Source organism: Larkinella insperata (genome assembly GCF_026248825.1).
GTDB lineage: Bacteria > Bacteroidota > Bacteroidia > Cytophagales > Spirosomataceae > Larkinella > Larkinella insperata.
Genome location: NZ_CP110973.1, coordinates 5,100,445 through 5,123,669 on the forward strand (window position 1 = coordinate 5,100,445; position 23,225 = coordinate 5,123,669).

At 55.0% G+C, this 23,225-nt stretch carries 17 protein-coding genes and 1 pseudogene; 10 read left to right on the top strand and 8 right to left on the bottom strand.

The window, feature by feature from the left end:
- Positions 1-33: 33 nt before the first annotated feature.
- Together OQ371_RS26380 and OQ371_RS20565 are read right to left on the bottom strand one after the other, a co-directional pair.
- Positions 34-1,800, bottom strand: a pseudogene (locus OQ371_RS26380) (leucine-rich repeat domain-containing protein); the annotation flags it as partial.
- Positions 1,801-1,971: 171 nt separating this feature from the next.
- Positions 1,972-2,886: an alpha/beta fold hydrolase gene (locus tag OQ371_RS20565; RefSeq protein ID WP_265990213.1), complete on the bottom strand. Its 915-nt coding sequence runs from the start codon at positions 2,884-2,886 to the stop codon at positions 1,972-1,974.
- A 179-nt stretch (positions 2,887-3,065) separates the two neighbouring features.
- Here OQ371_RS20565 and OQ371_RS20570 point away from each other — a divergent pair, with 179 nt between their 5' ends.
- From OQ371_RS20570 to OQ371_RS20585, 4 genes are all read left to right on the top strand, one after another.
- A complete protein-coding gene (locus OQ371_RS20570; RefSeq protein WP_265990214.1) occupies positions 3,066-3,845 on the top strand; it encodes a hypothetical protein in 780 nt (259 codons plus the stop codon).
- 145 nt (positions 3,846-3,990) lie between these two features.
- Positions 3,991-4,992 carry an SPFH domain-containing protein gene (locus OQ371_RS20575; protein WP_265990215.1) on the top strand — a complete coding sequence of 334 codons (1,002 nt, stop codon included), beginning with the start codon at positions 3,991-3,993 and terminating at the stop codon, positions 4,990-4,992.
- 83 nt (positions 4,993-5,075) lie between these two features.
- Entirely contained in the window at positions 5,076-6,176 is a 1,101-nt protein-coding gene (locus tag OQ371_RS20580; protein ID WP_265990216.1) for a TFIIB-type zinc ribbon-containing protein, read from the top strand.
- A gap of 246 nt (positions 6,177-6,422) precedes the next feature.
- Positions 6,423-7,424, top strand: a complete 1,002-nt coding sequence (locus tag OQ371_RS20585) for an ABC transporter ATP-binding protein (RefSeq protein WP_265990217.1) — start codon at positions 6,423-6,425, stop codon at positions 7,422-7,424.
- On the opposite strand, the gene OQ371_RS20590 is transcribed toward OQ371_RS20585, so the two are convergent.
- Together OQ371_RS20590 and OQ371_RS20595 are read right to left on the bottom strand one after the other, a co-directional pair.
- The gene (locus tag OQ371_RS20590) at positions 7,421-8,116 is read right to left on the bottom strand and encodes a head GIN domain-containing protein (protein ID WP_265990218.1); all 696 of its coding nucleotides are present in this window, start codon (positions 8,114-8,116) and stop codon (positions 7,421-7,423) included. The two genes, OQ371_RS20585 and OQ371_RS20590, sit on opposite strands and share 4 nt — an antisense overlap.
- 74 nt (positions 8,117-8,190) lie before the next feature.
- The gene (locus tag OQ371_RS20595; RefSeq protein WP_265990219.1) at positions 8,191-9,612 is read right to left on the bottom strand and encodes a sulfatase-like hydrolase/transferase; all 1,422 of its coding nucleotides are present in this window, start codon (positions 9,610-9,612) and stop codon (positions 8,191-8,193) included.
- A 27-nt stretch (positions 9,613-9,639) separates the two neighbouring features.
- Here OQ371_RS20595 and OQ371_RS20600 point away from each other — a divergent pair, with 27 nt between their 5' ends.
- The 5 genes from OQ371_RS20600 (at position 9,640) to bshB1 (ending at position 15,392) form a co-directional block, all read left to right on the top strand.
- On the top strand, positions 9,640-10,272 hold the full coding sequence (locus OQ371_RS20600; RefSeq protein WP_265990220.1) for a 7-carboxy-7-deazaguanine synthase QueE: 633 nt from the start codon (positions 9,640-9,642) through the stop codon (positions 10,270-10,272).
- Entirely contained in the window at positions 10,227-12,233 is a 2,007-nt protein-coding gene (locus OQ371_RS20605) for an OmpA family protein (protein WP_265990221.1), read from the top strand. The genes OQ371_RS20600 and OQ371_RS20605 overlap by 46 nt, the downstream gene beginning before the upstream one ends.
- Positions 12,234-12,437: 204 nt before the next feature.
- Positions 12,438-13,391 carry a thioredoxin-disulfide reductase gene (gene trxB, locus OQ371_RS20610; protein ID WP_265990222.1) on the top strand — a complete coding sequence of 318 codons (954 nt, stop codon included), beginning with the start codon at positions 12,438-12,440 and terminating at the stop codon, positions 13,389-13,391.
- A gap of 132 nt (positions 13,392-13,523) precedes the next feature.
- Positions 13,524-14,597, top strand: coding sequence for a M23 family metallopeptidase (locus tag OQ371_RS20615; RefSeq protein ID WP_265990223.1), 1,074 nt, complete (start codon positions 13,524-13,526; stop codon positions 14,595-14,597).
- 60 nt (positions 14,598-14,657) lie between these two features.
- Positions 14,658-15,392 carry a bacillithiol biosynthesis deacetylase BshB1 gene (gene bshB1 / locus OQ371_RS20620; RefSeq protein ID WP_265990224.1) on the top strand — a complete coding sequence of 245 codons (735 nt, stop codon included), beginning with the start codon at positions 14,658-14,660 and terminating at the stop codon, positions 15,390-15,392.
- Between the two features lie 28 nt (positions 15,393-15,420).
- Here the strand turns inward: bshB1 and OQ371_RS20625 are convergent, their stop codons facing one another.
- The 4 genes from OQ371_RS20625 to OQ371_RS20640 form a co-directional block, all read right to left on the bottom strand.
- Entirely contained in the window at positions 15,421-15,966 is a 546-nt protein-coding gene (locus tag OQ371_RS20625) for a hypothetical protein (RefSeq protein ID WP_265990225.1), read from the bottom strand.
- A gap of 87 nt (positions 15,967-16,053) precedes the next feature.
- On the bottom strand, positions 16,054-17,481 hold the full coding sequence (locus OQ371_RS20630) for an efflux transporter outer membrane subunit (protein ID WP_265990226.1): 1,428 nt from the start codon (positions 17,479-17,481) through the stop codon (positions 16,054-16,056).
- Between the two features lie 15 nt (positions 17,482-17,496).
- A complete protein-coding gene (locus tag OQ371_RS20635; RefSeq protein ID WP_265990227.1) occupies positions 17,497-20,673 on the bottom strand; it encodes an efflux RND transporter permease subunit in 3,177 nt (1,058 codons plus the stop codon).
- 57 nt (positions 20,674-20,730) lie between these two features.
- On the bottom strand, positions 20,731-21,870 hold the full coding sequence (locus tag OQ371_RS20640) for an efflux RND transporter periplasmic adaptor subunit (RefSeq protein ID WP_265990228.1): 1,140 nt from the start codon (positions 21,868-21,870) through the stop codon (positions 20,731-20,733).
- A 273-nt stretch (positions 21,871-22,143) separates the two neighbouring features.
- Here OQ371_RS20640 and OQ371_RS20645 point away from each other — a divergent pair, with 273 nt between their 5' ends.
- Positions 22,144-23,214, top strand: coding sequence for a sensor histidine kinase (locus OQ371_RS20645; RefSeq protein WP_265990229.1), 1,071 nt, complete (start codon positions 22,144-22,146; stop codon positions 23,212-23,214).
- Positions 23,215-23,225 lie beyond the last annotated feature (11 nt).

Genomic DNA, 23,225 nt, shown 5'->3' on the forward strand with positions numbered 1-23,225 from the left:
GAAAGAAGGAACTTCTCCACTTAATTGATTAGAACGTAAATTAAGGAACTCTAGCTTAGTCAAGTTTGCGATACTAGCTGGAATATCACCACTTAATCGATTGTCTCCTATCATAAGAGTCCTCAAATTAATTAAATTTCCTAGGGTAGCTGGGATTTGGCCACTGAGCTGATTAGCAGCAAGTTGAAGGAATTCTAGTTTAAGTAATTTTCCTAACCCACTGGGTATTGCACCGCTCAAGTTGTTTACGGATAAAGATAAACCTTCCAGATTAATAAGATTGCTTAAACTATTAGGGATTGATCCATTCAGCGAGTTATAAGTCAAGTCTATATACCATATATTAGTTAGATTGCCCAAACTACTAGGGATTTCGCCTGTTAGTTGATTGTTGCTTAAGGTTAGAAATCGAAGATTGGTTAAATTATCTAAATGACTGGGAATACTTCCGCTTAGCCTATTGTCATTCAACGAAATATATTCTAATTTAGTTAGGCGCTCTAAACCGATTGGAATGGGACCAATCAAGGTGTTATTCCCCAAGTTCAAACCTTTTAATTTAGCTAAGTTGCCTAAACTTTCAGGAACGATCCCACTTAAGTTATTCTGGTTTAAAGAAAGGTTTTCAAGATTAATTAAGTTTCCCAAACTGTAAGGAATCGATCCAGTTAACTTATTATTTGATAATGAAATGTTCTTCAAGTTGGACATATTACCAAGTGAACTTGGGATCGATCCAGTTAGCTTGTTGTTATATAATTGTAAGTCTGTTATAGTAGTTATCTTACTTAAACTTTCGGGAATCGGCCCGGTTAATTCGTTATTATATAATGAGAGGGAGGTTATTTTAGGAAACTCTCCAAATGTATTGGGGATCGGTCCAGTTAATTGGTTATCATTCAAAAGGAGCGTATAAAGACCTTCTAGATTTCCTAGACTACTTGGTATTTCACCCGTCAATTTATTGTTGTTTAACGTTAGTTGGAAGAGGTTCGTCAGATTTCCTAGGCTACTAGGAATATTCCCATTTAACTCGTTGTTATTTAATGTAAGGTTACTCATCCCAGTTAGTTTACCCAGGCTTTCGGGGATTGAACCTGAAAGTCTATTTTGTTCGAGGTGAATGGATGTCAGGCTGGAAAGGTCACCTATGTTACTAGGAATTTCGCCACTCAACTGATTGATAGCTAAATTAAGGCTTTCGAGCTTTTGCATATTCAGGACACTCAAGGGGATAGAGCCGGTTAAGTGATTTTCACGTAGAAGCAGCATTTTTAGATTAACCAAATTACCTATACTGCTAGGGATGGACCCACTAAATTGATTCTTCAGGAGGAAAAGCCCTTCTAATTTGGTTAACTTTCCTATTTCTTCCGGGATCGTTCCGCTAATATCATTATTACGAAGTTCGATGTGCTTTAGGTAGGTTAGATTTCCGATACTCTTGGGTAGCGAACCGGTTACGTTATTGTACATCATACTCAATTCTGTCACCCGGCCATCTGTGCAGCCAACCCCGTACCAGCCGCACGGATTGTTGTCCTTTAGCCAGCCCGTGGAATTGATCCAGCCAGAACCATTGGTTGAATTGTAAAAATCAGCCAGTGCGGCATAATCAGGGTGCTGATCGCCATTTGATGCCGAAGCCAGCAACGGTGGTAACAGGCAAAAGCTGATGAGCAGGCAGGCCAAGCGGGCACTGAACGTATTGCCATTCAGGTTCTTTAAGAATGTTTGCCAACTGGAAAAAGAGGTGGCAGCGTTCTGCCGGGGAGAAAAACGGGTGTAGAAATGGAACATAAGCAGGTTAAACAAGTAACGGTCGGAGCTATACGGTAAAGTTTACGTTTACACAAAAGTACCAACACCTGCTTTGTTGTTAAGTAATATTACTTATTAAACTCTGATAATTTATTAATTGGTAGGTACTTGTCCAGGTCTTACTAGTCAACAGACTGGTTGTCAGATTGGCTAGCTGTTCTGTGGTCGGGCGTTGCGCCACTCGTCGGAATCTTCCGCTTTTTGTCCGGCAAACTGGATGATGAGTCTGTTAACCCGGTCGTGGGCTTCGTGCTGCACCCAGTGGGTGGCTTCTTCGATGTAAACCAGTTTCCCCCGGTCGCACTGTTCAACGCTGGGCTGGGCCAGTTCCCGGATCAGAGCCTGGTCGCGGGTCCCCCAGATCAGCAGCAGCGGCACCCTGACGCGCGGATTGTCGGGCAGCCGCGGCCCCTGCTGCACCAACGCCCGGTACCAGTTGATCATGGTCTGGATGGCCGGCTGGCCAGTCGGACCGGGTTGCGCCCAGGCTTGCCGGTATTGAACCAGATCGGCCGCCGAAAACGTGCCGGGGCGACTCGTTCCGCGGAGCACCCGGGTTGCGCCCCACCAGTTGCCGAGCCGGACCAGCCATTCGGGCAGAACCGGTAGCTGGAAAAAGCCGACGTACCAGCTTCGGAGCAATTGCTGGGGATGCTCCCGCATCACCCGGGGCATCACGGCCAGATGCGGCATGTTCAGGCACACGACCCGGTGAAGCCGTTCGGGATGGTTGATGGCGAGCCACCAGGCCACCCCGCCCCCCCAATCGTGCCCGACCACCGTAGCCCGTTCTACCCCGGCGGCATCCATTAGACCCAGGATGTCAGCCCCGAGCTTGTCCAGGGTGTAGTCCTTGACCGCCACGGGTTTGTCGCTCAGGTTATAACCGCGCTGATCGGGTGCCCAGACCCGAAAACCGGCTGCGGCCAGGGCGTCGATCTGATGCCGCCATCCGTACCAGAATTCCGGAAAACCGTGCAGTAAAATCACCAGCGGTCCGTCGGCGGGGCCAGCTTCCACGACATGCAGCCGGATCTGGTTGGTGGAGATATAGCGTGATTGCATAAACTCCTAACGGGCGGTTTACGGCACGGGTTTGTGAACCTGATTGTATGGTCCGGCTTCCACCAACGCGATTCGACTAAAATTTTGCAAAATCGGCTTCAAAAAAGCATCTTGAGGGCTGTAAAGTGGACGGAATTAAATCTTGACAACAAATGAATGAACGGCAACTAATAAAACACATGCAACAGCAATACAGCTGGTTGAACGTGACGCTGGAGCAGGCTAAATGGCTTCACCGATTTGAACAGGACAAAAATTTACCGTCGAATTCTCATTTCTTCTCAGAATGGGAAGAATGGGACTTTGAAAGAGCTACGTTCCAAGCTATTTTAACGGGTGAACAATTTGAAAAATACGAGGAAAGGCAGAAGGAAGTAATCCGCAACGCCCAAATTAACCGGGTCGAGGAAGACAAAACCAAGCTGGAGGAGATAGCGTACCACCAGACCCTTTTAGAATTTTACGATCAGATTCTGCCTGAATTTTTCAAGAATCCAAGGATGATGAATCCGCTTTTCTTCGAAGACACCAAAATCGAATTCCTGAAAGCGGAATACAAACGGTTTTTAGCCGAAAGAAAGAAAGGGCTGTTGGTTCATCATTTCCGATTTTACCGGACATTGATGCCCAATACCTTGAAACTCTCTTTGTTGCATCACAAGCTCAATCATGTCTGGCCTAATTATTCGTTATTTAAACTCGGCATGGACGAACCCACTAAAGCAATTGCAACGTACCTGGAAGAAAAACATTCGTATGTTCTAGAGGATATCTATGAGTTTGTAACTCAACGAATGGATAAACTGAATGCGCTGAATGCAGAGAATTTTGCAAAATTTGAAAAGACATTCCATGGACCCATCGCCAAGGCTGGTCCTGAAACGCCCGAGGAGTTGCAGAAAAATCAGTTGATGAGCGTGTTACTGCTGGACAAGGATCAATACGGTTGGCAGGATTAACCGCCCCGTACGTCGTTCCGGAAATCAGGACGTTTAAGCCGGTTTCCCGGCCGTTTGTAAAATCGAACGTCGGCGGGTTCGGTTTTTTTATGTAGAATTAAACCGCTAAACATCAAAATCCTTACGGTAACGGTTCCGCAACCCGTTGCCCACCGACATTATGGGACTTTTTGACTTTATCCGCAACGAATTTATCGAGGTCATCGACTGGGTCGATACGTCCAACGATACGGTTATCTGGAAATTTCCGGACAACGGCAATAACATTAAGTACGGGGCCCAGCTGACCGTGCGCGAATCGCAGGTGGCGGTGTTTATCAACGAGGGCCGCATTGCCGACGTCTACCAGCCCGGCCGCTACGAACTGACCACCCAGAACATGCCGATCATGACCACGCTGCGGTCGTGGAAAATGAGTTTTGAGTCGCCGTTCAAAGTGGATATTTACTTTGTCTCGACCAAGCAGTTTACCAACCTCAAGTGGGGCACGCAAAACCCGTTCATCGTCCGCGATCCCGAACTCAAGCAGGTGCGCGTGCGGGCGTTTGGCGTGTTTGCCATGCGGGTGACCGACGCCGGGAGGTTCATCAAGGAGTTTGCCGGAACGACGCCCATTGTCCGGATTGGCGACGTGGAAGACCAACTGCGGTCGGCCATTGTCACCAACTTTACGGACACCATCGGCGAAGCCGGAATCTCGGTGTACGACCTTTCGCGCAACTACAAGGAAATCGGTGACAAACTGTTGCCGCTGCTTCAGACGGATTTTACGGGGTACGGCCTGGAACTGACCAGGTTTTACGTCGAAAACACCAGCCTGCCGCCCGAAGTGGAAGCTTTCCTGGACAAAACCACCCAGATGAACATGGTGGGCGATATGGCCCGGTTTCAGCAGTTTCAGGCCGGAATTGCGCTGGAGGATGCCGCCGAAAACGGGGGTGCCGCCGGGTCGGCCGTGCTGCTGGGCGGTTTGGGTAATTTCATGCAGAACACCAATGCCGCCAACGCCCCGCAACCGGCGGCTCCGAAAGAAGACAAAGCCGAGGTGATGAACCTGCTCAAGCAACTGGGCGAACTGAAAGCCGCCGGCATTCTGACCGAGGAGGAATTTGCCGCCAAAAAAGCCGAATTATTAGCCAGATTATAACAAAGGACCGAAGAACGGGCGGGTAGGAGAAGGGGAGCAACCGCCCGCTTCTTCCCACTTTCTCTTCTTTTTTTATCCTTCCAATGCAATCACCCTCCGAACTTTCCGACCTGGTCCGGGCTCCGTGCAAAACCTGCGGGGCGCAATTGAAATTTTCGGCCGAAAAACAGCAACTAAGCTGCGATTACTGCGGCAATACCGAAGCAATTCCGTTCACCAGAACCAACTTGCACGAAAATCCGCTCGCGTTTCGGGTGGAAGATCGGCAGCTGCCCAACGCACCGACGGAAGAAAAACGCCTGTTTACCTGCCAGAACTGCGGGGCCAAAACCACCGTCAACTACGACGCCCCGACGATTACCTGCGCCTTCTGCGGTTCGAAAAACGTCAACCCCGATGCCCAGAAAACCCGTCTGATCGAGCCGGCGGGCGTTCTGCCGTTCCGTCTTTCGAAGGAGCAGACGATGCAACGGTTCAAAAGCTGGGTGGGCGATAGCTGGCTGGCCCCGTCGGATCTGTCCGCCGGAGCGATGCTCGACAACCTGCACGGTATTTACATTCCGTTCTGGACCTTCGACGCGCAGGCGTATTCGCAGTATTCGGGCGAAGCCGGTTTTTACTACTACGTTCCGGTGCAGGTGCGCGATGCCAACGGCCGGGTTGTTACCCAGCAGCAGCAGCGGGTCCGGTGGGAATACCGCAGCGGCTCCCACCAGGCGTTTTACGACGATATGCTCGAGATGGCGTCCCGGAAATTGTCGCAGCAGGAGAGTCAGGTGCAGGAAGCCAGCCGGTATGATCTGCAGGAACTGGTCGATTATGACCCCCGCATCCTGCTGGGCTGGGAAGCCGAAGTGTACAGCATCGACCTGGAGGAAAGCGCCCGGAAAGCTGAAGAAGACATCCGGGAGCGGGAAGCCAACGCCTGTGCCTCGCAGATGGGCGGTGATACCCAGCGGAATCTAAACGTCGAAACCACCCTGAGCCGCCAGACGTTCAAGCACATTTTACTGCCCCTCTGGATCTGCATGTACCACTACAACGGCAAGCCATACCGGTTTCTGGTCAATGGGCAAACCGGCCAGATTGCGGGCGAACGGCCCACTTCGGCCTGGAAAATTGCCCTGCTGGTCGTTGGGTTTCTGTTGCTGGTGTTGTTTTTCTACTGGCTGGGAAAACGGTGAAACAAGGGCTTGTTCAGCGTGAAGCCAAACCGGAAATGCTTCTTTTGCCGGACTGGCAAACGAATGAATGGGCCTTTTTTCATGTCTGTGATTTTAATCTGGCTGCGCAATTATTCTTTCTAAAAGTGTGAATCTTCTGGACCGGTTGCTGTAATTTTACGTCTTCGGAAAAGGCGGTATAGGCTTCTTTAAGCGTTAACGGCTTGCTGATCAATTCATTGCACGCACAGTAAAGGTCATCATCAATTGCTTGAATCACTTCATCTTGTAAAAACCTTTGGCGACGTCACGGCCGTCCGGGATGTTTCGTTGGGTATCAAACCGGGTGAAGTCGTGGGCCTGATCGGGGCCAGCGGTTCGGGCAAAAGTACCCTGCTGAATTTGCTGGCGGGGCTGCTCGATGTGACCAGTGGCACGGTGAAGCTCAACAACGAGCGCGTGAAGGGTCCGGCGGAGCAGCTGGTGCCGGGGCATCCGCACATCAAACTGGTCCACCAGGAATACCAGCTGATGCCCAATGTTTCCCTCCGCGAAAATATTGCCTACGCCCTGCGGTTCTACGAAAAACGGTATCAGGAGTACCGCGTTGAGCAACTGGTGCAGCTCTGTCGGCTGGAAGCGATTCAGCACCGTCTGCCGCGTCAGGCGTCCGGGGGCGAGAAACAGCGGACGGCCATTGCCCGCGCCATCGCCGAAAAACCCGCCGTCCTGCTGCTCGACGAACCGTTTAGCCACCTCGACCTGCCCAACCGGGAACTGATCCGCGGAATGTTGCTGGATCTGGTGCGCAACGAAAAAACCGCCTGCCTGTTCGTTACCCACGATTCAACGGACGCCCTCTCCATCTCCAGCCGCATCGGTATTCTGCAGGACGGCCAACTGGTGCAGATGGGAGTGCCGATGGAAATTTACCGCCGGCCCTACAACGCCTACACCGCCCAGATGACCGGTCCTGTCAACCTGATCCGGGCCAAATACCTACCCCTGATGGGCATCATTCACGCCTACCCGCCCAATGCGCTGGCCTGCGTGCGCCCTGAGCAAATCCGCCTGACCGACCGCGGGCGGTTCGGCGGAACGGTCCGGAACGTTTTCTTCAAAGGCGCTTTCATGGAAGTTGAAGTGGAAATCAACCGGTTTGTCAACCTCATCTTTTTGGCTTCATCCACCGAAAAAATCAAGGTGGGGCAGCTGGTCGGTTTGGAACTGTCGCCCGAATCCGTCCACTGGATGCGCGGTTCGGCCTAATCGTCCGATTTTTTCTCGTTGGAAATAACCGTCTGCGGATTGCCCCGGTACGAAACGTCGGCTCCCCCGCGGGTGTTTTTGTCCAGCCGTTTGGTAACCGTTACCGATGCGTCACTGGCCCCGGAAGCCCGGATGATGGCTTCTTCAGCCGTCAGGTCGTAGGCAGAAAGGTCGGAAGCACCCGAGATTTCCACGTCCAGGTGTTGCACGCGCCCCCGCAGTTTCGTATCCGATGCGCCGGATGCTTTGACCCGGATGCGGTTGGCCGTGATGTCTTTCATCGACAGGTCTGCCGCCCCGGAAAGGGTAATATCCAGCTCGTTGCTGTCAAACGAGTCGTTAACGTCACCGTCCGACGCGCCGGAAAGGGTGATGCCCCGCAGGGCCGGCATGGTAATCAGGAGCCGGGGCGACCGGCGGTTTTTGCCCGGAAGCCAGGAACCGGCGGGGCGGTTGAAACGGGCCACCAGCACACCGTTTTCACTTTTCACCGACAGGTACTCGGTTTCGCCGGGCGACAGATCGGCCACGATATCGAAGCTGCCCCGGCGCACTTCCACATCAATGGCGTTGGCGACGTCGATGCGGTCAAAAGACTTGATGTTGAATTGTTTGGTGATCGACTGGGCTTCCGAAAAACCCGTTACCAGTGAAGCAATCAACAGGGATAAATACAATCGTTTGGTTTGCATGACTAGGTGTCAAATTAGCATTTTAGCATTTGTCTTATCAAGATGCATCCTGCCGCCGGAAAGTTGCACCGGAATCAGTGACTTTTTTGCCAGGGCACCGAGCCGCTCCGGCGAATGTGGTCCATCAGCAGGCGGGTGAGCTCGGCAGCCTTTGCTTTTTCCCGGCTGGCCAGGTCGGTCGTTTCCTTCGGATCGTCTTTCAGGTTGTAGAGTTCGTAGGGGGAGAAGGGATTGGGTTGCAGCAGTTTCCAGTCGCCCTGCCGCACGGCCTGCGTAGTGAGTCCTTTGAAGGCATCGGTGCCTTCGCGCCGGATGAAAAAGAGCGGTCGCTGGCGAATCGTTTCCAGCGTCAAACCGTCTGGTTGCTTGCTGGTTAACAGCGGTAGCATTGATCTTCCGTCGAGCGGGGCGGTGGCTTTCCGACCGGTCAGTTCCAGAAAGGTCGGCAGCCAGTCAATCAGTTGCAACCGCTCGTCCGACGTCCGGCCCGGCTGGATATGACCCGCCCAGGCCACCCCCGCCGGAATGCGGATGCCGCCCTCGTACATCGTTCCCTTGAACGCCCGGACGGGGCCGTTGTTGGCCCTGCCCGGTCCCCAGCCGCCGTTGTCGCTCGTAAAGACGATCAGCGTGTTCTGGAGCTGGCCATTGGCTTTCAGTGTTGCCAGCAGCCGGCCAATGTTGGCGTCCATGTGCTCGATCAGGGCCACGAGTTTGGCCCGGGTGGGATCGATGCCGGGTTCACGTTTCTGGACGCGTTCGAGCCACTCGGCAGGGGGCTGCAATGGGTTGTGGGGGGCGGTGTAGGGCAGATACAGAAAAAACGGTTTGGAACGGCCCCGGCGGGAATTGACGTACCGAATTGCTCCATCCGTAAACACGTCCGTCGCGTGGCCGGGCGGGTTGATCACCTGCCGGTTGTGGCGCATAAAGTTATGCTTATTCCGAAGCTTGGTGTAATAATCATCCATCATGTCGCCCAGAAAACCGTCGAACTCCTGAAAGCCGTGTTCGTTGGGCGTGTTGGGCGATTCCAGCCCCAGATGCCATTTGCCGACCAAGGCCGTGTGGTACCCCGCTTTCTGCAGGTAATCGGGCAGCAGCGGGCCCGTTGCCAGGTAGCCCCAGCTATCGGTGGAATCGTCGCGTATCACCCCCGGAACCCCCATCCGCTCGGGCCAGCGCCCCGACAGCAGCGACGCCCGGCTGGGTGAGCAAACGGGGCTGTTGGCGTAAAAACTCGTAAACCGCAGACCCGCCCGCATCAGGCTGTCGATGTGGGGCGTTTTCAGGTCCGTCGCACCGTAACAGGACAGATCACCCCACCCCAAATCGTCGGCGATGATGAAAACGATGTTGGGTTTGGGGCCGGGAGCCGAGGGCTGGGGCGGAGTTGACGACAGGCCAACGATCGCCAGCAGCAGGACGGTCCAGCGGACGGCCAACCGACGGTATTTCATAAAGGCTGCGGAAAGCCGGAAGAATAGGTAAAGCATCGCCCGCAAATTCCGTAACTTTGCGCCATGAATCAAGTTCTGGAACAACAAACTGACACCGTACAACGGCTTCCGGTCATGGAATCGTTCTATACGCTGCAAGGCGAAGGGGCGCATACCGGGAAAGCTGCGTACTTTATCCGACTCGGCGGCTGCGATGTGGGTTGTCACTGGTGCGACGTGAAAGAGTCCTGGGATGTGAACGCCCATCCGAAATACCCCATCGTTGATATTGTCGAGGGAGCCCTGCAACATCCGGGCCGCATGGCAGTTATTACGGGGGGCGAGCCCCTGATGCACAACCTGACCGGGTTGACGCTGGCTTTAAAAAAAGCCGGTTTTCAAACCAATATCGAGACGTCGGGCGTTTATCCCGTGAGTGGCGTGTGGGACTGGATTTGTTTTTCCCCCAAAAAATTCAAGCAGCCGCATCCGGGCATATTTGAACAGGCCAACGAGTTGAAAGTGATTATTTACAACAGAAGCGATTTTGCCTTTGCGGAATCCTTTGTACCGCTGCTGCAACCGAATTGCAAACTGTTTTTACAACCCGAGTGGAGTCGTTCAAATGAAATGCTGCCTCTTATCGTTGAGTATGTAAAACAGCATCCGCAATGGCAAGTTTCGTTGCAAACACACAAATACATGGATATTCCGTAGGGAAGGGGCCGGGCCGGGGTTCGAAGAGAAAAGGAACGGGTAAACTGGGCACGTGTCTGTTTATTCTTTCCGCTATCTTGTGCTCACCGCCGTTTTCCCATCCCTCTTTTGCCCAGAGCAAAAAAGCCGCTGAGCTTTATAAAAAAGCCGTTGATGCCGTTGCCCAGCGGCAAATGCCCGAGGCCCTGGAGTTGTTCCATCAGGCCGTCGAACGCGATACTGGCTACACGGAAGCGTATCTGAAACTGGGGCAGGTCTACGAGTTCATGCGCCAGCCCGAGCAGGCTTTTCAGGTATATCTGCGGGCCATCCGGCAGCAGCCCGACAAACCCGGCACGGGGCTGGCCTACCAGTTCGTCAGCGCTTATCAGCTCAAGAAGGGGAACTACCAGGCCGCCATCCCGCATATTCAGCAATTCCAGAAGCTGTTTCCGCCCAATTCGTTGCAGTGGAAAAAAGTGGACCGTCTGCTGCAAACCGCCCGCTTTGGCGCCCAAGCCGTGATCAACCCGCTGGCGGTGAAGCCCCAGCCGCTGTCGGCCACGGTGCAGGCGTTTCCCTCGCAGTATTTTCCGGTACTGACGGCCGATGAGCAAACGCTGGTGTACACGGTATTGAAACCGGAAGGCGACGAAGATCTGATGGTTGCAACCCAGAAAGGCGAAACCTGGGGGCCGCCCGAATCCATTTCACCCCACATCAATACGCCCAATAACGAAGGGACGCCCTCGCTTTCGGCCGATGGCCGGACGCTGGTGTTTACGGCCTGCCAGGGACGAACGGGTTACGGAAGCTGTGATCTGTACATCAGCCGCAAAACCGGTACGACCTGGTCGGAACCCCAGAACCTGGGGCCGTCGGTAAACACCCGGGGCTGGGAGTCGCAGCCCGCCCTGTCGGCGGATGGCCGGCGGTTGTACTTCGTCTCCGACCGCAAGGGGGGCGTTGGTCGGCGCGACATCTGGTGCAGCGAACTCGGCGACGATGGCGAGTGGCGAGCTCCTTACAACCTCAAAAGCATCAACACACCGTTCGACGAAGCCTCGCCGTTTATTCACGCCAACGGCCTGAGCCTGTTTTTTGCGTCGGAGGGGCACATGGGCCTGGGCGGGTACGACCTGTTTGTAGCCGACAGCACGGCGTCCGGCTGGTCGAATCCGCAAAACCTGGGGTATCCGATCAACACCGCCGACGATCAGGCCGCCCTGTTTGTGTCGGCCAACGGGGCGCACGCCTATTACTCGCAGGAGCAGTCTTCCGGAGATGGCAAACAGCGCTCTAAACTCTATATGTTTGATTTGCCGGAGCCGTTGCGGCAGAAGGTCCGGCCGGTGAGCTACCTGAAAGGGCTGGTGGCCGACGCCCGCACCAAAAAGCCGCTTAACGCGACCATCGAACTCATTGATCTGGCGACCAATCAGCTGGTAACCCGCGTGCAGTCAGATCCGCAGACGGGCCAGTACACGGCCGTTTTGCCCACGGGCGGGGAGTACGCGCTATACGTTGTGGGACCGGGTTACCTGTTTAAAAGCCTGTCGTTTGATTTTACCCAGAAGCGCGAAGGTGAGGGCCTGACGCTGAGCGTGCCCCTGGAACCGATCAAACCGGCGGATGGTAGCGCTCCGGCCAAAGAAACCCTGAACAACATCTTCTTTGAAACGGGCCGGTACGATCTGGCCGAGAAATCGCGGACGGAACTGGACCGGCTGGTGAAATTTCTGGACGTGAATCAAACCGTGAACATTGAGGTTTCCGGCCATACCGACAACCAGGGGGGGACGGCCAACAACCTGGAACTATCGAAGAAACGGGCGCAGTCGGTTGTGGCGTACCTGACCAAGGCGGGCATTGCGCCAACCCGTATCAAATCAGCCGGTTACGGCGAAACCCGTCCGGTAGCGCCCAATACGACCGATGAAAACCGGAAACTGAACCGGCGGATCGAGTGGCGAATTCTCTAAAAGGAGAGAAGGAAGCGGAGTTAAAAGGAATCCATCAAGTGACTTTTGTACGGATAAATGTTCATTTTTCATTGTTCAGTGACCAATAACCGTTAACTTGGTTTCGCCGGGAATTTTTTGCACCTTTGCGCTTGTTTTTTCAGTGTCTGGCCCGGTTTTTCAGTGATAGCCGACCCGATAAAACACTCAATTCTTCGTCAGCCAATGACCACCGAACACGTCAATTGCCTTATTATTGGTTCCGGCCCGGCCGGATATACTGCCGCTATTTATGCCTCCCGCGCGGGCATGAAACCCGTTTTATACCAGGGAATGCAACCGGGCGGCCAATTAACCATCACCAACGAAGTGGATAACTTCCCGGGTTATCCCGAGGGGGTCAACGGTCCCCAACTCATGATGGACCTCGAGCAGCAGGCCCGCCGGTTTGGAACCGACATCCGCTACGGGGTAGTAACGGCCGTTGATTTTTCCGGCCCGATCCACAAAGCCGTGGTCGATGATCAGCAGGAAGTCAGTGCCAACGTCGTCATTATTTCGACCGGTGCCTCGGCTAAGTGGCTGGGTCTGCCGTCGGAAATGCGCCTGAACGGTCTGGGGGTTTCAGCCTGCGCTGTGTGCGACGGCTTTTTCTTCCGGGGTAAGGATGTGGTTATCGTTGGAGCCGGGGATACGGCGGCTGAGGAAGCCAGTTATTTGGCGAATCTGTGCCGGAAAGTTTACATGATCGTTCGCCGGGGCGAAATGCGCGCATCGAAGTTTATGCAGAATCGGGTGAAATCACTGCCCAACATCGAGATTCTGTGGAACACCGAAACGCAGGAAGTGCTCGGAGAAGATGGCGTGACCGGGGCGCTGGTTAAAAACACGGTAACGGGTGAAGAACGGGTACTGGATATTACGGGCTTCTTTGTTGCAATTGGTCACCAACCGAATACCGCTATTTTCAAAAACTACCTTGAATTAGACGAAACGGGTTACATCATCACCGAAAAAGGCAGCACCCGCACCAGCGTGCCGGGCGTTTTTGCCTGCGGAGATGCCCAGGACAATATTTACCGCCAGGCGATTACGGCCGCCGGCACGGGTTGTATGGCCGCCCTGGATGCCGAACGGTATCTGGCCATGAAAGAAGTTGAAATGCACGCGGAAGCGTAAACGAAATTTAATAACCACCACAAAAGGGAGTTAAGGATTAAGAGTTAAGAGTGATGAGTTACCGGGCGTCAGCCAACTCATCACTCTTAACTCTTAACTCCTCATTCTTTTTGGCAAACTTTACCCCCAAGGATGAGAAAACTGGCAGTCTGGTGGCTGTTCGCCAGCGTTTGCTGTCTGGCAAGCGTAACGACCGTGGAGGCTCAGGAACGAGGAAAATTCAAGAAGAACCTGAGTATCAAGCCCAAGAAATCGGAAACCCAAAACCCGAATTCCTCCGCGCAACAGCCGACCCAAGAACCGGAAGAGGAGTTTGAACAGGAGACATCCAATCTGCGCTTTAACAATCAGTTTGAACCCAAAAAAGAAGTAAACCCCGTCGTGGCCGAAGATACGTCCACGATTGACGAAGGCGAACCGGCGGTGGTGGAATACATCGATTCGGTCCAGGTGGGCGACGATTGGGTGAAAATTGCCGATTATTACGCCATCTGGGACCCCCACAACGTCGACCCCTACGGCATTGACCCCCTCCAGTTTGACGAGGTTATTGACCTTAAGTTATACGATCCGACGCAGAACCGGTTTTGGTCGGCCCCGACCGTCGACGGCCGAGTCACTTCCATCTTCGGTCCGCGCTGGGGACGCTGGCACAAAGGAATGGACCTTGATCTGGAGACCGGCGACCCGGTTTACGCGGCTTTCGACGGCATTGTGCGGATTGTCGGCTGGGACGGCAACGGGTTTGGGCGGTATCTGCTGGTGCGGCATTACAACGGCCTGGAAACCATCTACGGCCACTTGTCAAAAACGCTCGTTGAGTCCGGCCAGTTGGTTAAAGCCGGCGATCAGATTGGGCTCGGAGGAAACACCGGACGCAGCTTCGGTTCGCACCTGCACTTCGAAACCCGGTACGAAGGCAACCCTTTTAGCCCGACTCACCTCTATAATTTTCCGACCAACTCGCTGATTTCCGATCACTTTATTCTGACGGCTTCCGTCTGGGATTACCTGCGGGGAAAAAACGTCAGCATGGCCGGGTTTAAGCCCCGCTATAAGCGCACGGTATTACACCGCGTTCGTTCTGGCGAAACGCTCACCAGCATTGCCCGGCGGTACGGTCTGTCGGCGTCGACGCTGGCCCGAAAAAACCACATGTCTACCCGTTCCCGGATTCGGCCGGGGCAGAAATTGCGGGTTCATTAACGCGTACCGGAAGCCGGAGTGCGCGACTTTACCCCGACTTATTGCTGATTTTTCAAACGAATGAAACTCGATTTACTCGTTATAGCGGTTCACCCCGACGACGCCGAACTGGGCAGCGCGGGCACCATTCTTTCCCTGGTTGCTCAAGGTAAAAAAGTCGGGATCGTTGACCTGACCCGCGGAGAACTCGGCACGCGGGGCACGCCCGAGATCCGGTTGCAGGAAGCCGCAGCCGCAGCCAAGATTCTGGGCTTATCGGCCCGCGAAAACATGAATTTTCGGGACGGTTTTTTTCGCAATGACGAAGAACACCAACTGGCGCTGATGGCTGCCATCCGGAAATACCAGCCTGAGATCGTTATTGCCAACGCCATCACCGACCGCCACCCCGACCACGGCCGGGCGTCGAGTCTGATCGGGGATGCCTGTTTTTATTCGGGTTTGCGGCAGATCAAAACCGTAGATAACCTGGGCGCTGACGCCACCGGCGAAGCCCAGGAAGCCTGGCGTCCGAAGGTGGTTTATCACCTCATTCAGGACCGCTACATCAAGCCGGACTTTATCGTCGACATCTCCGACTTTTACGAGAAAAAGCAGGAGTCATTGCTGGCGTACAAGAGCCAGTTTTACGATCCGAACAGCAACGAGCCCATGAGCTATATTGCCAGCAAGGAGTTTATGGAATTCCTGCGGGCCCGCGCCGAGGAATTTGGGCACGTCATCGGCGTCAAGTACGGCGAGGGCTTCACGGTTGACCGCACAATTGGGGTGAAAAACATTTTCGACCTGATCTAGCCGGGTTGAAGTAAGTTAGTGTCTGCTGCTAGCCAATTAAAACGCCAATCAGAAAAAGGACACCGACTCCCAAGAGCCCGCCAATCCACACCCATGTAACTGGAACAGCCTTCCGTTCCTGGAAATTTAGGGTGGCTTTAACAAACAGTAAGCCGGGAAAACCGAAGATCACCCAAACCGCGGCCAGATTGAACCAGCCCGTCGCCGACATATTTCCTAATCCTTGATTGGAATGGCCTACCAATCCTGACAGAATCAGCAATTTTACCACAAGTTCGGCGGCCGGATAAATAAGCTGGGCACTGGCCGATCCGCTCAAACCGCCCAGGATCATCCATCGCGGAATTTTTTCACCCCACGGCTGGATGCTGGCCAGGGCAATAAAAACCGTCAGGAGTCGCAGAACGCAGGCTCCCAAAATAATCCAGGCAGTTTGGTCGATAGCCTCTCCGTTTATCAGATGGCCGGAAATCCACATTCCCATAACCACCGCTACGAATAATCCGACAAAGCCGGTGATCACGTAAACCGGCCATCGTATGATGGGGCTTTGAATAACGGTGTTGTGAGGCATGGATGAACGGTTTCTTGGTGGTAAACGTGCGTTTAAGTAACGGCTTATTCATCACTTTGCCAACGTAACTCCGTTTATCCAGCGATCTTACTGCCAGCCGCCCCCCAGCGCCCGGTACACGCCGACCATCGCGCTCAGCCGTTGCTGGCGTACCTCGGCCAGCGTCAGTTCCGCCTGAAGAACGTTGCTCTGGGCGGTGATGACTTCCAGGTAATTCGCCAGGCCACTGGCAAACAGCAACCGGGCGTTGGCAATCGCCTTCTGCAAGGTCGCTACCCGCGCAGCCGCCACCTGTTCCTGTTCCTTCAGCTTCTCAACCTGCACAAGCGCGTCGGCCACTTCCCGAACACCGTTGGTGATGGCCTGCCGGAACTGGATAACGGCCTGATCGTGCTGAATCCGGGCCACTTCGACCTGCGTCTTGAGTTGACGACGCTGAAAAACCGGTTGCGTCAATCCGCCCGCGACGCTGTAAAACAACGAAGCCGGAAACATAAACCAGTTGCTGGCCTGATAAGCATTGAAACCACCACTGGCCGAAATCACCAAAGCCGGATACAGGCTGGCTTCGGCGACCCCAAGCCGGGCGTTGGCCGCCACCAGGTTCAGTTCGCTGACGCGCACATCCGGCCGGTTGGCCAGCAACTGCACCGGGACGCCCACCGCCAGCGTGTCGGCTACCGGAATCGCTGCCAGGCGGCTCGAGCGCGAAATAGCGCCCGGCATATCTCCCAGCAATTGCCGCAATCCGTTTTCTTCAATGACGATGGCCTGTTCCAGCCGCGCGCGGAGCAGGGCCGCCGTCTGCTGTTGCCCCCGGGCCTGATCAACGGCCAGTTCGGTGACGTCGCCACTTTGTTTTTGTAACCCAATCAGGCGGACAATGGAATCACTCAGCGCCAGATTGCGCTGGGCAATGGCCAGCTGGGCGTCCAGAAACAGCAGGTTGAAATAGCCGTTGGCAACGTTGGCAACCAGGGCGGTGCGGACGGCTTTGGCCGCTTCAAACGTTTGGAGGTAAGCCGCCTGCGTCGCTTCGTTCTGCCGCCGGATCCTGCCCCAGACATCCAGTTCCCAGGAGAGTCCCAGGTTGGCCGAGTAATCTTCCAGGTGCCGACTGCCGATAAAGTTCTCCAGGCTCAACCCGTTCAGGCTGTTTTTAGACGGGGTAATCGTCGACGCCGTAACCTGGGCGTTGACCGACGGCAGCAGGGCGTAGCGGGTCTGGCGGAGGTAGGCGCTGTTTTCTTCAATCCGCTTGACGGCAATTTGCAGGTCGAAATTGTTGGTTAACGCCGTGCTGATGAGTTGCTGGAGTTCGGGCGTTTGGAAAAAAGTGCGCCAGGGAATCCGGGCAACGGAGTTGGTATCCGTTGCAGGCGCTGAGCGAAACTGATCCGGCACTGCCAGTGCGGGGCGCTGGTAATTGCGCCCCACCTTGCAGGCGGAAAGGGAGAGGACGAGGAAGACAACGCCCAGCCAGGTTTGCCCACTCGGAATTCGTATAACTTGCATGACGTCAGGATTCAATTAGTGATTGGTATACAGTTCTTCGCCCGCCGTCTCGGCCTGCGGAACCGGTTTGCGGCCACTGATTTTCTCGTGTAAGCGCTGAAAGATGACGTACAGGACCGGCACCAGGAAGATGCCCAGCGCCACGCCCGTCAGCATTCCCCCGGCGGTGCCGATGCTGATCGAGTGGTTGCCTTTGGCCGACGAACCCGTAGCGCCCATCAGCGGGATAAGACCCACAATGAAGGCAAACGAGGTCATCAGAATGGGGCGCAACCGCAACTGGGAAGCTTCCAGCGCCGAAGCCACCAGCGACATCCCGGCCCGACGGCGTTGAACCGCGTATTCGACAATCAGAATGGCGTTTTTCGCCAGCAAACCGATGAGCATGATCAAACCGACCTGCACGTAGATGTTGTTGTCGATGCCCACCAGCTTGATGCCCCAGAACACGCCCAGCACGCCCGTCGGAACCGACAGGACAACGGCCAGCGGCAGGAAGTAACTTTCGTATTGGGCAGCCAGCAGGAAGTAAATAAACACCAGACTAAGCCCGAAAATAAGCCCGGACTGGCTACCCGCCGAAATTTCCTCCCGGGTCATGCCCGTCCATTCGTAGGTGAAGCCGGTGGGCAGGTGTTTCTGCGCCACGGCTTCCACGGCTTTGATGGCGTCGCCGGAACTGTAGCCCCGCCCGGCCTGGCCGTTGATGATCACGGCGTTGAACAGGTTGTTGCGCGTGACGGCTTCGGGACCGTAGACGCGTTTGAGCGACGCCACGGTGGTAATAGGCACCATCTGACCGGTCGTGTTTTTGACGTAAATGCCGTTGAGCGACGCCGGATCGGCGCGGTACGGGCTGTCGGCCTGGGCAATCACGCGGTAAAATTTACCGAACCGGTTGAAGTCGGAAGCAAACGTGCTGCCGTAATACACCTGCATGGTTTGCAGAATATCGCTGGTCGACAGGCCAAGTTGCTTGGCTTTTTTGGTGTCAATTTCCAGCGAAAACTGGGGGGTGCTGGTATCAAAGGTCGTGAAAGCCGCCCCGATTTCGGGCCGCTTACCCAGTTCTTCGACAAACCTGGTGGCCGTGGCGCTGAGCTTGTCCAGCGGGCCGCCGGTCCGGTCCTGCAACACCATCTCGAAACCGTCGACGTTGCCGAAACCCGGGACCGTGGGCAGCGTAAAGACATCAATCCGGCCCTCGTCAAACCGTCCCAGCTGGCGGTTAACGGTATCGACAATCTGGGTCAGGTCCTGAATGGTGCCCCGTTCGGCGTAGGGTTTCATGTTAATGAATCCGGCTGCGTAGGACGGACTGGCCGAGTTGGAAATGATGTTGAAGCCGTTGATGGCAAAATGGCTTTTGATCGCCGGAATCCGGTGCAGGGCCGCGTCCACTTTGGCCGTTACTTTCTGGGTCCGCTGCAGGGATGCGCCCGCCGGAAGTTTGAGCGAATAGGCAATAAAGCCCTGGTCTTCGGACGGGATGAAGCCGGTTGGGGTGGTACGGATCAGCCAGACCGTGACGGCAATAACGAGCGCCAGTCCGCTGATACCGACCCATTTGTGCCGGATCAGCATTCGGATCGCGCCCACATACCGGCGCGTTGCGGCCGTGAAACCCGCGTTGAAGGCCGTGAAAAAACGGTTCAGAAAGCCCTTTTTACCGGAGACCGATTCGTGGTCTGCGTGTTTGTTGGTTAGCAGCAGGGCGCACAGGGCCGGGCTCAGCGTCAGGGCATTGACCGCCGAAATCAGAATGGCGATGGCCATTGTGAAGGCAAACTGCTGGTAGAAAACCCCGGCCGGGCCGTCCATAAAACCGACGGGCACAAACACGGCGGCCATGATGAGGGTGATGGACACGATGGCCCCCGAAATTTCCTGCATCGAGCGCAGGGTGGCTGTCCGGGCCGAAAGCCGTCCATCCTGTTCCATGCGGGTGTGCACGGCTTCCACGACCAGAATGGCGTCATCGACTACAATCCCGATGGCCAGCACCAGCGCAAACAGCGTCAGCAGGTTGATCGTGAAACCGAACAGCTGCATAAAGAAGAACGTACCGACGATGGCAACCGGCACGGCAATGGCCGGAATCAGGGTCGAGCGGAAATCCTGCAAAAACAGGTACACGACGATAAACACCAGAATAAACGCTTCAATCAGCGTGTGCGTCACCTGGTCGATGGATTCGTCGAGGTAGGTTTTGGTGCTGTATTCGATGGAATAATGAACCCCTTTCGGAAACGCTTTGGCGGCTTTTTCCATGATGCCCAGCATGGCAATCTGAATGTCGTTGGCGTTGGAGCCCGCGGCCTGGTAAATGGCGATGCCGATGCCCGGTTTACCGTTAATCTTGGAATCTCCGCTGTAGGTAAACGAACCAAATTCCAGCCGCGCGACATCTTTCAGGAGAATGGTGGAACCGTCGGCGTTGGCTTTCAGAACGATCTCGTCAAACTCCTCCGGTTTGCTGAATTTCCCTTTGTACTTGATGACGTATTCGAAGGCTTCCTGGCTGCTTTCGCCAATCCGACCGGGGGCGGCTTCCAGGTTTTGCTCCCGAATCGCATTCAAGACTTCCTGCGCCGACAAGCCGTAGGCCACCAGCCGGTCGGGTTTGAGCCAGATGCGCATGGCGTAATCTTTCACGCCGAACACCATCACCTGGCCCACGCCGTTGACCCGCTGCAATTCCGGGATGAGGTTAATCTTGGCGTAGTTTTGCAGAAACGTTTCGTCGTAAATGGCGGCATCGCTGGTCAGATCAAAGATCATGATCATGCTGTTCTGCTGCTTCTGGGTGGCAATACCGGCCTGCACCACTTCGGTGGGCAACAGGCTCGTGGCCTTGGCAACGCGGTTCTGCACGTTCACGGCGGCCAGGTCGGGGTTGGTGCCCAGTTTGAAAAATACGTTGACGGCCACCGAACCGTCGTTACCCGCCGACGAGGTCATGTACGTCATGTTTTCCACCCCGTTGATGGATTCTTCCAGGGGCGTTGCCACTGAGCGGGCCACCACTTCGGCGTTGGCGCCGGGGTAGGAGGCCGTAACCTGCACACTCGGCGGGGCAATGTCGGGAAACTGCGTGACGGGCATGGTCAGCAGGGAGATGACGCCCAGAATGACCAAAAGAATCGAGATGACCGTTGCCAGCACCGGTCGTTCAATAAATATCTTTAACATGGCGAAAAAAATGGGGGAGGAAAGCCGGGTACAAAAACTTCGGGTTCGAAGGGTTTATTACAGGGCTTTCGTCAGTTCATTGGTTGTTGTTTCTTGTTTCGGAACAATGGAGTCGCCATCCTGGAGCCGGTCCAGACCGTCGCGCACGATGCGCTCACCGGGCCGGACGCCCTCGCGGATCAGGTAGAAATTGCCGCTTTTGCCCAGCAGTTGAATCGGTCGGCTCTGCACTTTATTGCTGTCGGCCAGGGCAAACACGAAGATTTTATCCTGCCGCTCAAACGTCGCTTCCTGCGGAATGGCCACCGCCGACTCGTGCACCTGCGGAATCCGGATGCGGCCCGTAATGCCCGACCTCAGCAGACCGAGCTGGTTTGGGAAAACCGCCCGGAAACTGATGGAGCCCATGGCCTTGTCGAACTGCCCGGAAACCAGTTCAATCCGGCCTTTCTGGCGGTACGGCTGATTATCGGCCAGCAGGAGTTCCACCGGCGGAAGTTGCCGGATTTTATCGGTCAGGCTGCGGCCCGCCGACTGCTGGGTGAATTGCAGAAAATCCACCTCGCTCATCGAAAAGTAGGCAAACACAGCGCCAACGTCCGAGAGCGTCGTCAGCGGCTGGGGCTCGGCCCGGCCCACCAGGCTACCCGGTTTGTAGGGCAGCCGGCCAATGTAACCGTTGACCGGCGCTTTGATAACCGTGCGGCTCAGGTTGGTTTTGGCCGTGCTGACCATCGCCCGCGCCTGCCCGACGGCGGCTTTGGCGGCTGCCTGAACCGATTGGGCCGTCTTGAGCTGCACCTCCGAAACAACCTGGTTTTCGACCAGCGGGGCCAACCGGGCCACTTCCAGGGCGGCTTTGTCCTGGTTGGCGATGGCCATCATCAGGTTGGCTTCGGCGTTGCTGAGTTGCTCCCGGTAACTGCGCTCGTCGATGCGAAACAAGGGTTGGCCTTTGCGCACGGCCGCTCCTTCGTCCACGTAAATCTGCTCCAGGTAACCTTCCACCTGCGGGCGAATTTCGAGATTTACTTTGCCTTCGAGCGTGGCCGGAAATTCCTGATAGGTGGTCAGGGTCGCCGTTTTTACCTGCACCACGGGCAGCGTCGGCACCTCCGCCGTGGTGGTTGTTTGGTCCGCAGACGAGCCACAACCCGTTAACCATAAAACCGTTGAGAGGAGTAAAGAACTATTCACCCAAAACCGTTGACGATGGCCTGGTTTTAGGGAAACTGCTTGGAAGAGGTGAGAAAATACGTTAAAATGGTGTGAAAAATAACCGGATAACATCGTTTGCATGACCTTGCCAAAGGGTAATTGGTTGCCTTTAGCCGCGCAAAAGTGCAGGGAATGGGCGGCCCCGCCAAGTATAGATGATGTACAATGGCTAAAGCAGGACGAATGCAATTGGTCATCTATTGTTGTCGGTTCGGAATTGCCCCCGTTATTTTGTTTATCGACTGATCCATTATGCTACAACGAATTCAGACGTACCTTCGTCAGCGCTGGTTTCAGGAGGCTCTGTTGTTTCTGGGCTTTTTTACGCTCAACTCACTGACTTCCTGGGAACTGATTAACTCCCGTTCGATTCTGGGCCGGGAGCTTCTGTACTTCTGCCTGCTGTATGGTCACGCCCAGTTTCAACGGTTTTTTCTCTTACCCAAAGTGCTCGACAGCCAGCAGGCCCGGCGGTACGGTTTGCTGTCGGTTGGCACCCTGTTGCTTTTTTCGGTGGTGCTGATGTACGTCAACGACTGGCTTTGTACGGAAGCGCTGACGCCGAATTTCACACCCGGTCTTATCTACCTGTATACGGTGGGCAGTGCCACGGTGAGCTTGCTCTTGTTCAATGTGCCTTTGCTGGTCAACCGGTTTTACCAGCAACGCCGGCAGCAGGAAGAATATAAAATGTGTATGCAGGAAATGGAGCTGAGCGTTTTGCGGTCGCAACTGAATCCGCATTTTCTGTTCAATACGCTCAATAACCTGTACGGGGTCAGCCTGCACGAACCCGCCCGCACGCCCGATATGATCATGCAGTTGTCTCAGTTGCTGCGCTACCAGCTCAACAGTACGCGCCGGACCTGGGTGCCGCTCACCGACGAACTGGAATTCCTGACGAGTTACATCGCCCTGGAAACCGAGCGGGTCGGCAGCCGTTGCCGGGTAGATTTCAGCGGACCGACTGACCAGGAAACCACGGGGTACGTCGTGGCGCCGATGGTGTTGATGCCCTTCGTTGAAAACGCGTTCAAGCACGGTACGGCCGGAATTAAAGCCTGCGAGGTGAGGGTGGACGTCCGCATCGAAGCAGCCAATTTGCACCTGCACGTGGTCAATACCGTTCCGGCCCGGGCCAAAGCGTCCGTTTCGACGGGCGTTGGGCTGGAAAACACGCGTCAGCGGCTGGAAATGCTCTATGCCGGCACCCATCAATTAACGATTGAGCCCTCCGCTGAGCAGTATACCGTTGATTTGATACTCCCTTTGCAGCGCCATTCCATCAGCTATTCCCTGACGGCCGAACTGGCTGCCGTGTAAGCAAACCATTC

Coding starts and splice junctions, on each gene's coding strand:
- OQ371_RS20565 (WP_265990213.1), bottom strand. CDS start 2,886: ATGCAATCACGCTATATCTCCACCAACCAGATCCGGCTGCATGTCGTG.
- OQ371_RS20570 (WP_265990214.1), top strand. CDS start 3,066: ATGCAACAGCAATACAGCTGGTTGAACGTGACGCTGGAGCAGGCTAAA.
- OQ371_RS20580 (WP_265990216.1), top strand. CDS start 5,076: ATGCAATCACCCTCCGAACTTTCCGACCTGGTCCGGGCTCCGTGCAAA.
- OQ371_RS20590 (WP_265990218.1), bottom strand. CDS start 8,116: ATGCAAACCAAACGATTGTATTTATCCCTGTTGATTGCTTCACTGGTA.
- OQ371_RS20595 (WP_265990219.1), bottom strand. CDS start 9,612: ATGCTTTACCTATTCTTCCGGCTTTCCGCAGCCTTTATGAAATACCGT.
- OQ371_RS20600 (WP_265990220.1), top strand. CDS start 9,640: ATGAATCAAGTTCTGGAACAACAAACTGACACCGTACAACGGCTTCCG.
- OQ371_RS20605 (WP_265990221.1), top strand. CDS start 10,227: ATGGCAAGTTTCGTTGCAAACACACAAATACATGGATATTCCGTAGGG.
- trxB (WP_265990222.1), top strand. CDS start 12,438: ATGACCACCGAACACGTCAATTGCCTTATTATTGGTTCCGGCCCGGCC.
- OQ371_RS20615 (WP_265990223.1), top strand. CDS start 13,524: ATGAGAAAACTGGCAGTCTGGTGGCTGTTCGCCAGCGTTTGCTGTCTG.
- bshB1 (WP_265990224.1), top strand. CDS start 14,658: ATGAAACTCGATTTACTCGTTATAGCGGTTCACCCCGACGACGCCGAA.
- OQ371_RS20625 (WP_265990225.1), bottom strand. CDS start 15,966: ATGCCTCACAACACCGTTATTCAAAGCCCCATCATACGATGGCCGGTT.
- OQ371_RS20630 (WP_265990226.1), bottom strand. CDS start 17,481: ATGCAAGTTATACGAATTCCGAGTGGGCAAACCTGGCTGGGCGTTGTC.
- OQ371_RS20635 (WP_265990227.1), bottom strand. CDS start 20,673: ATGTTAAAGATATTTATTGAACGACCGGTGCTGGCAACGGTCATCTCG.
- OQ371_RS20645 (WP_265990229.1), top strand. CDS start 22,144: ATGCTACAACGAATTCAGACGTACCTTCGTCAGCGCTGGTTTCAGGAG.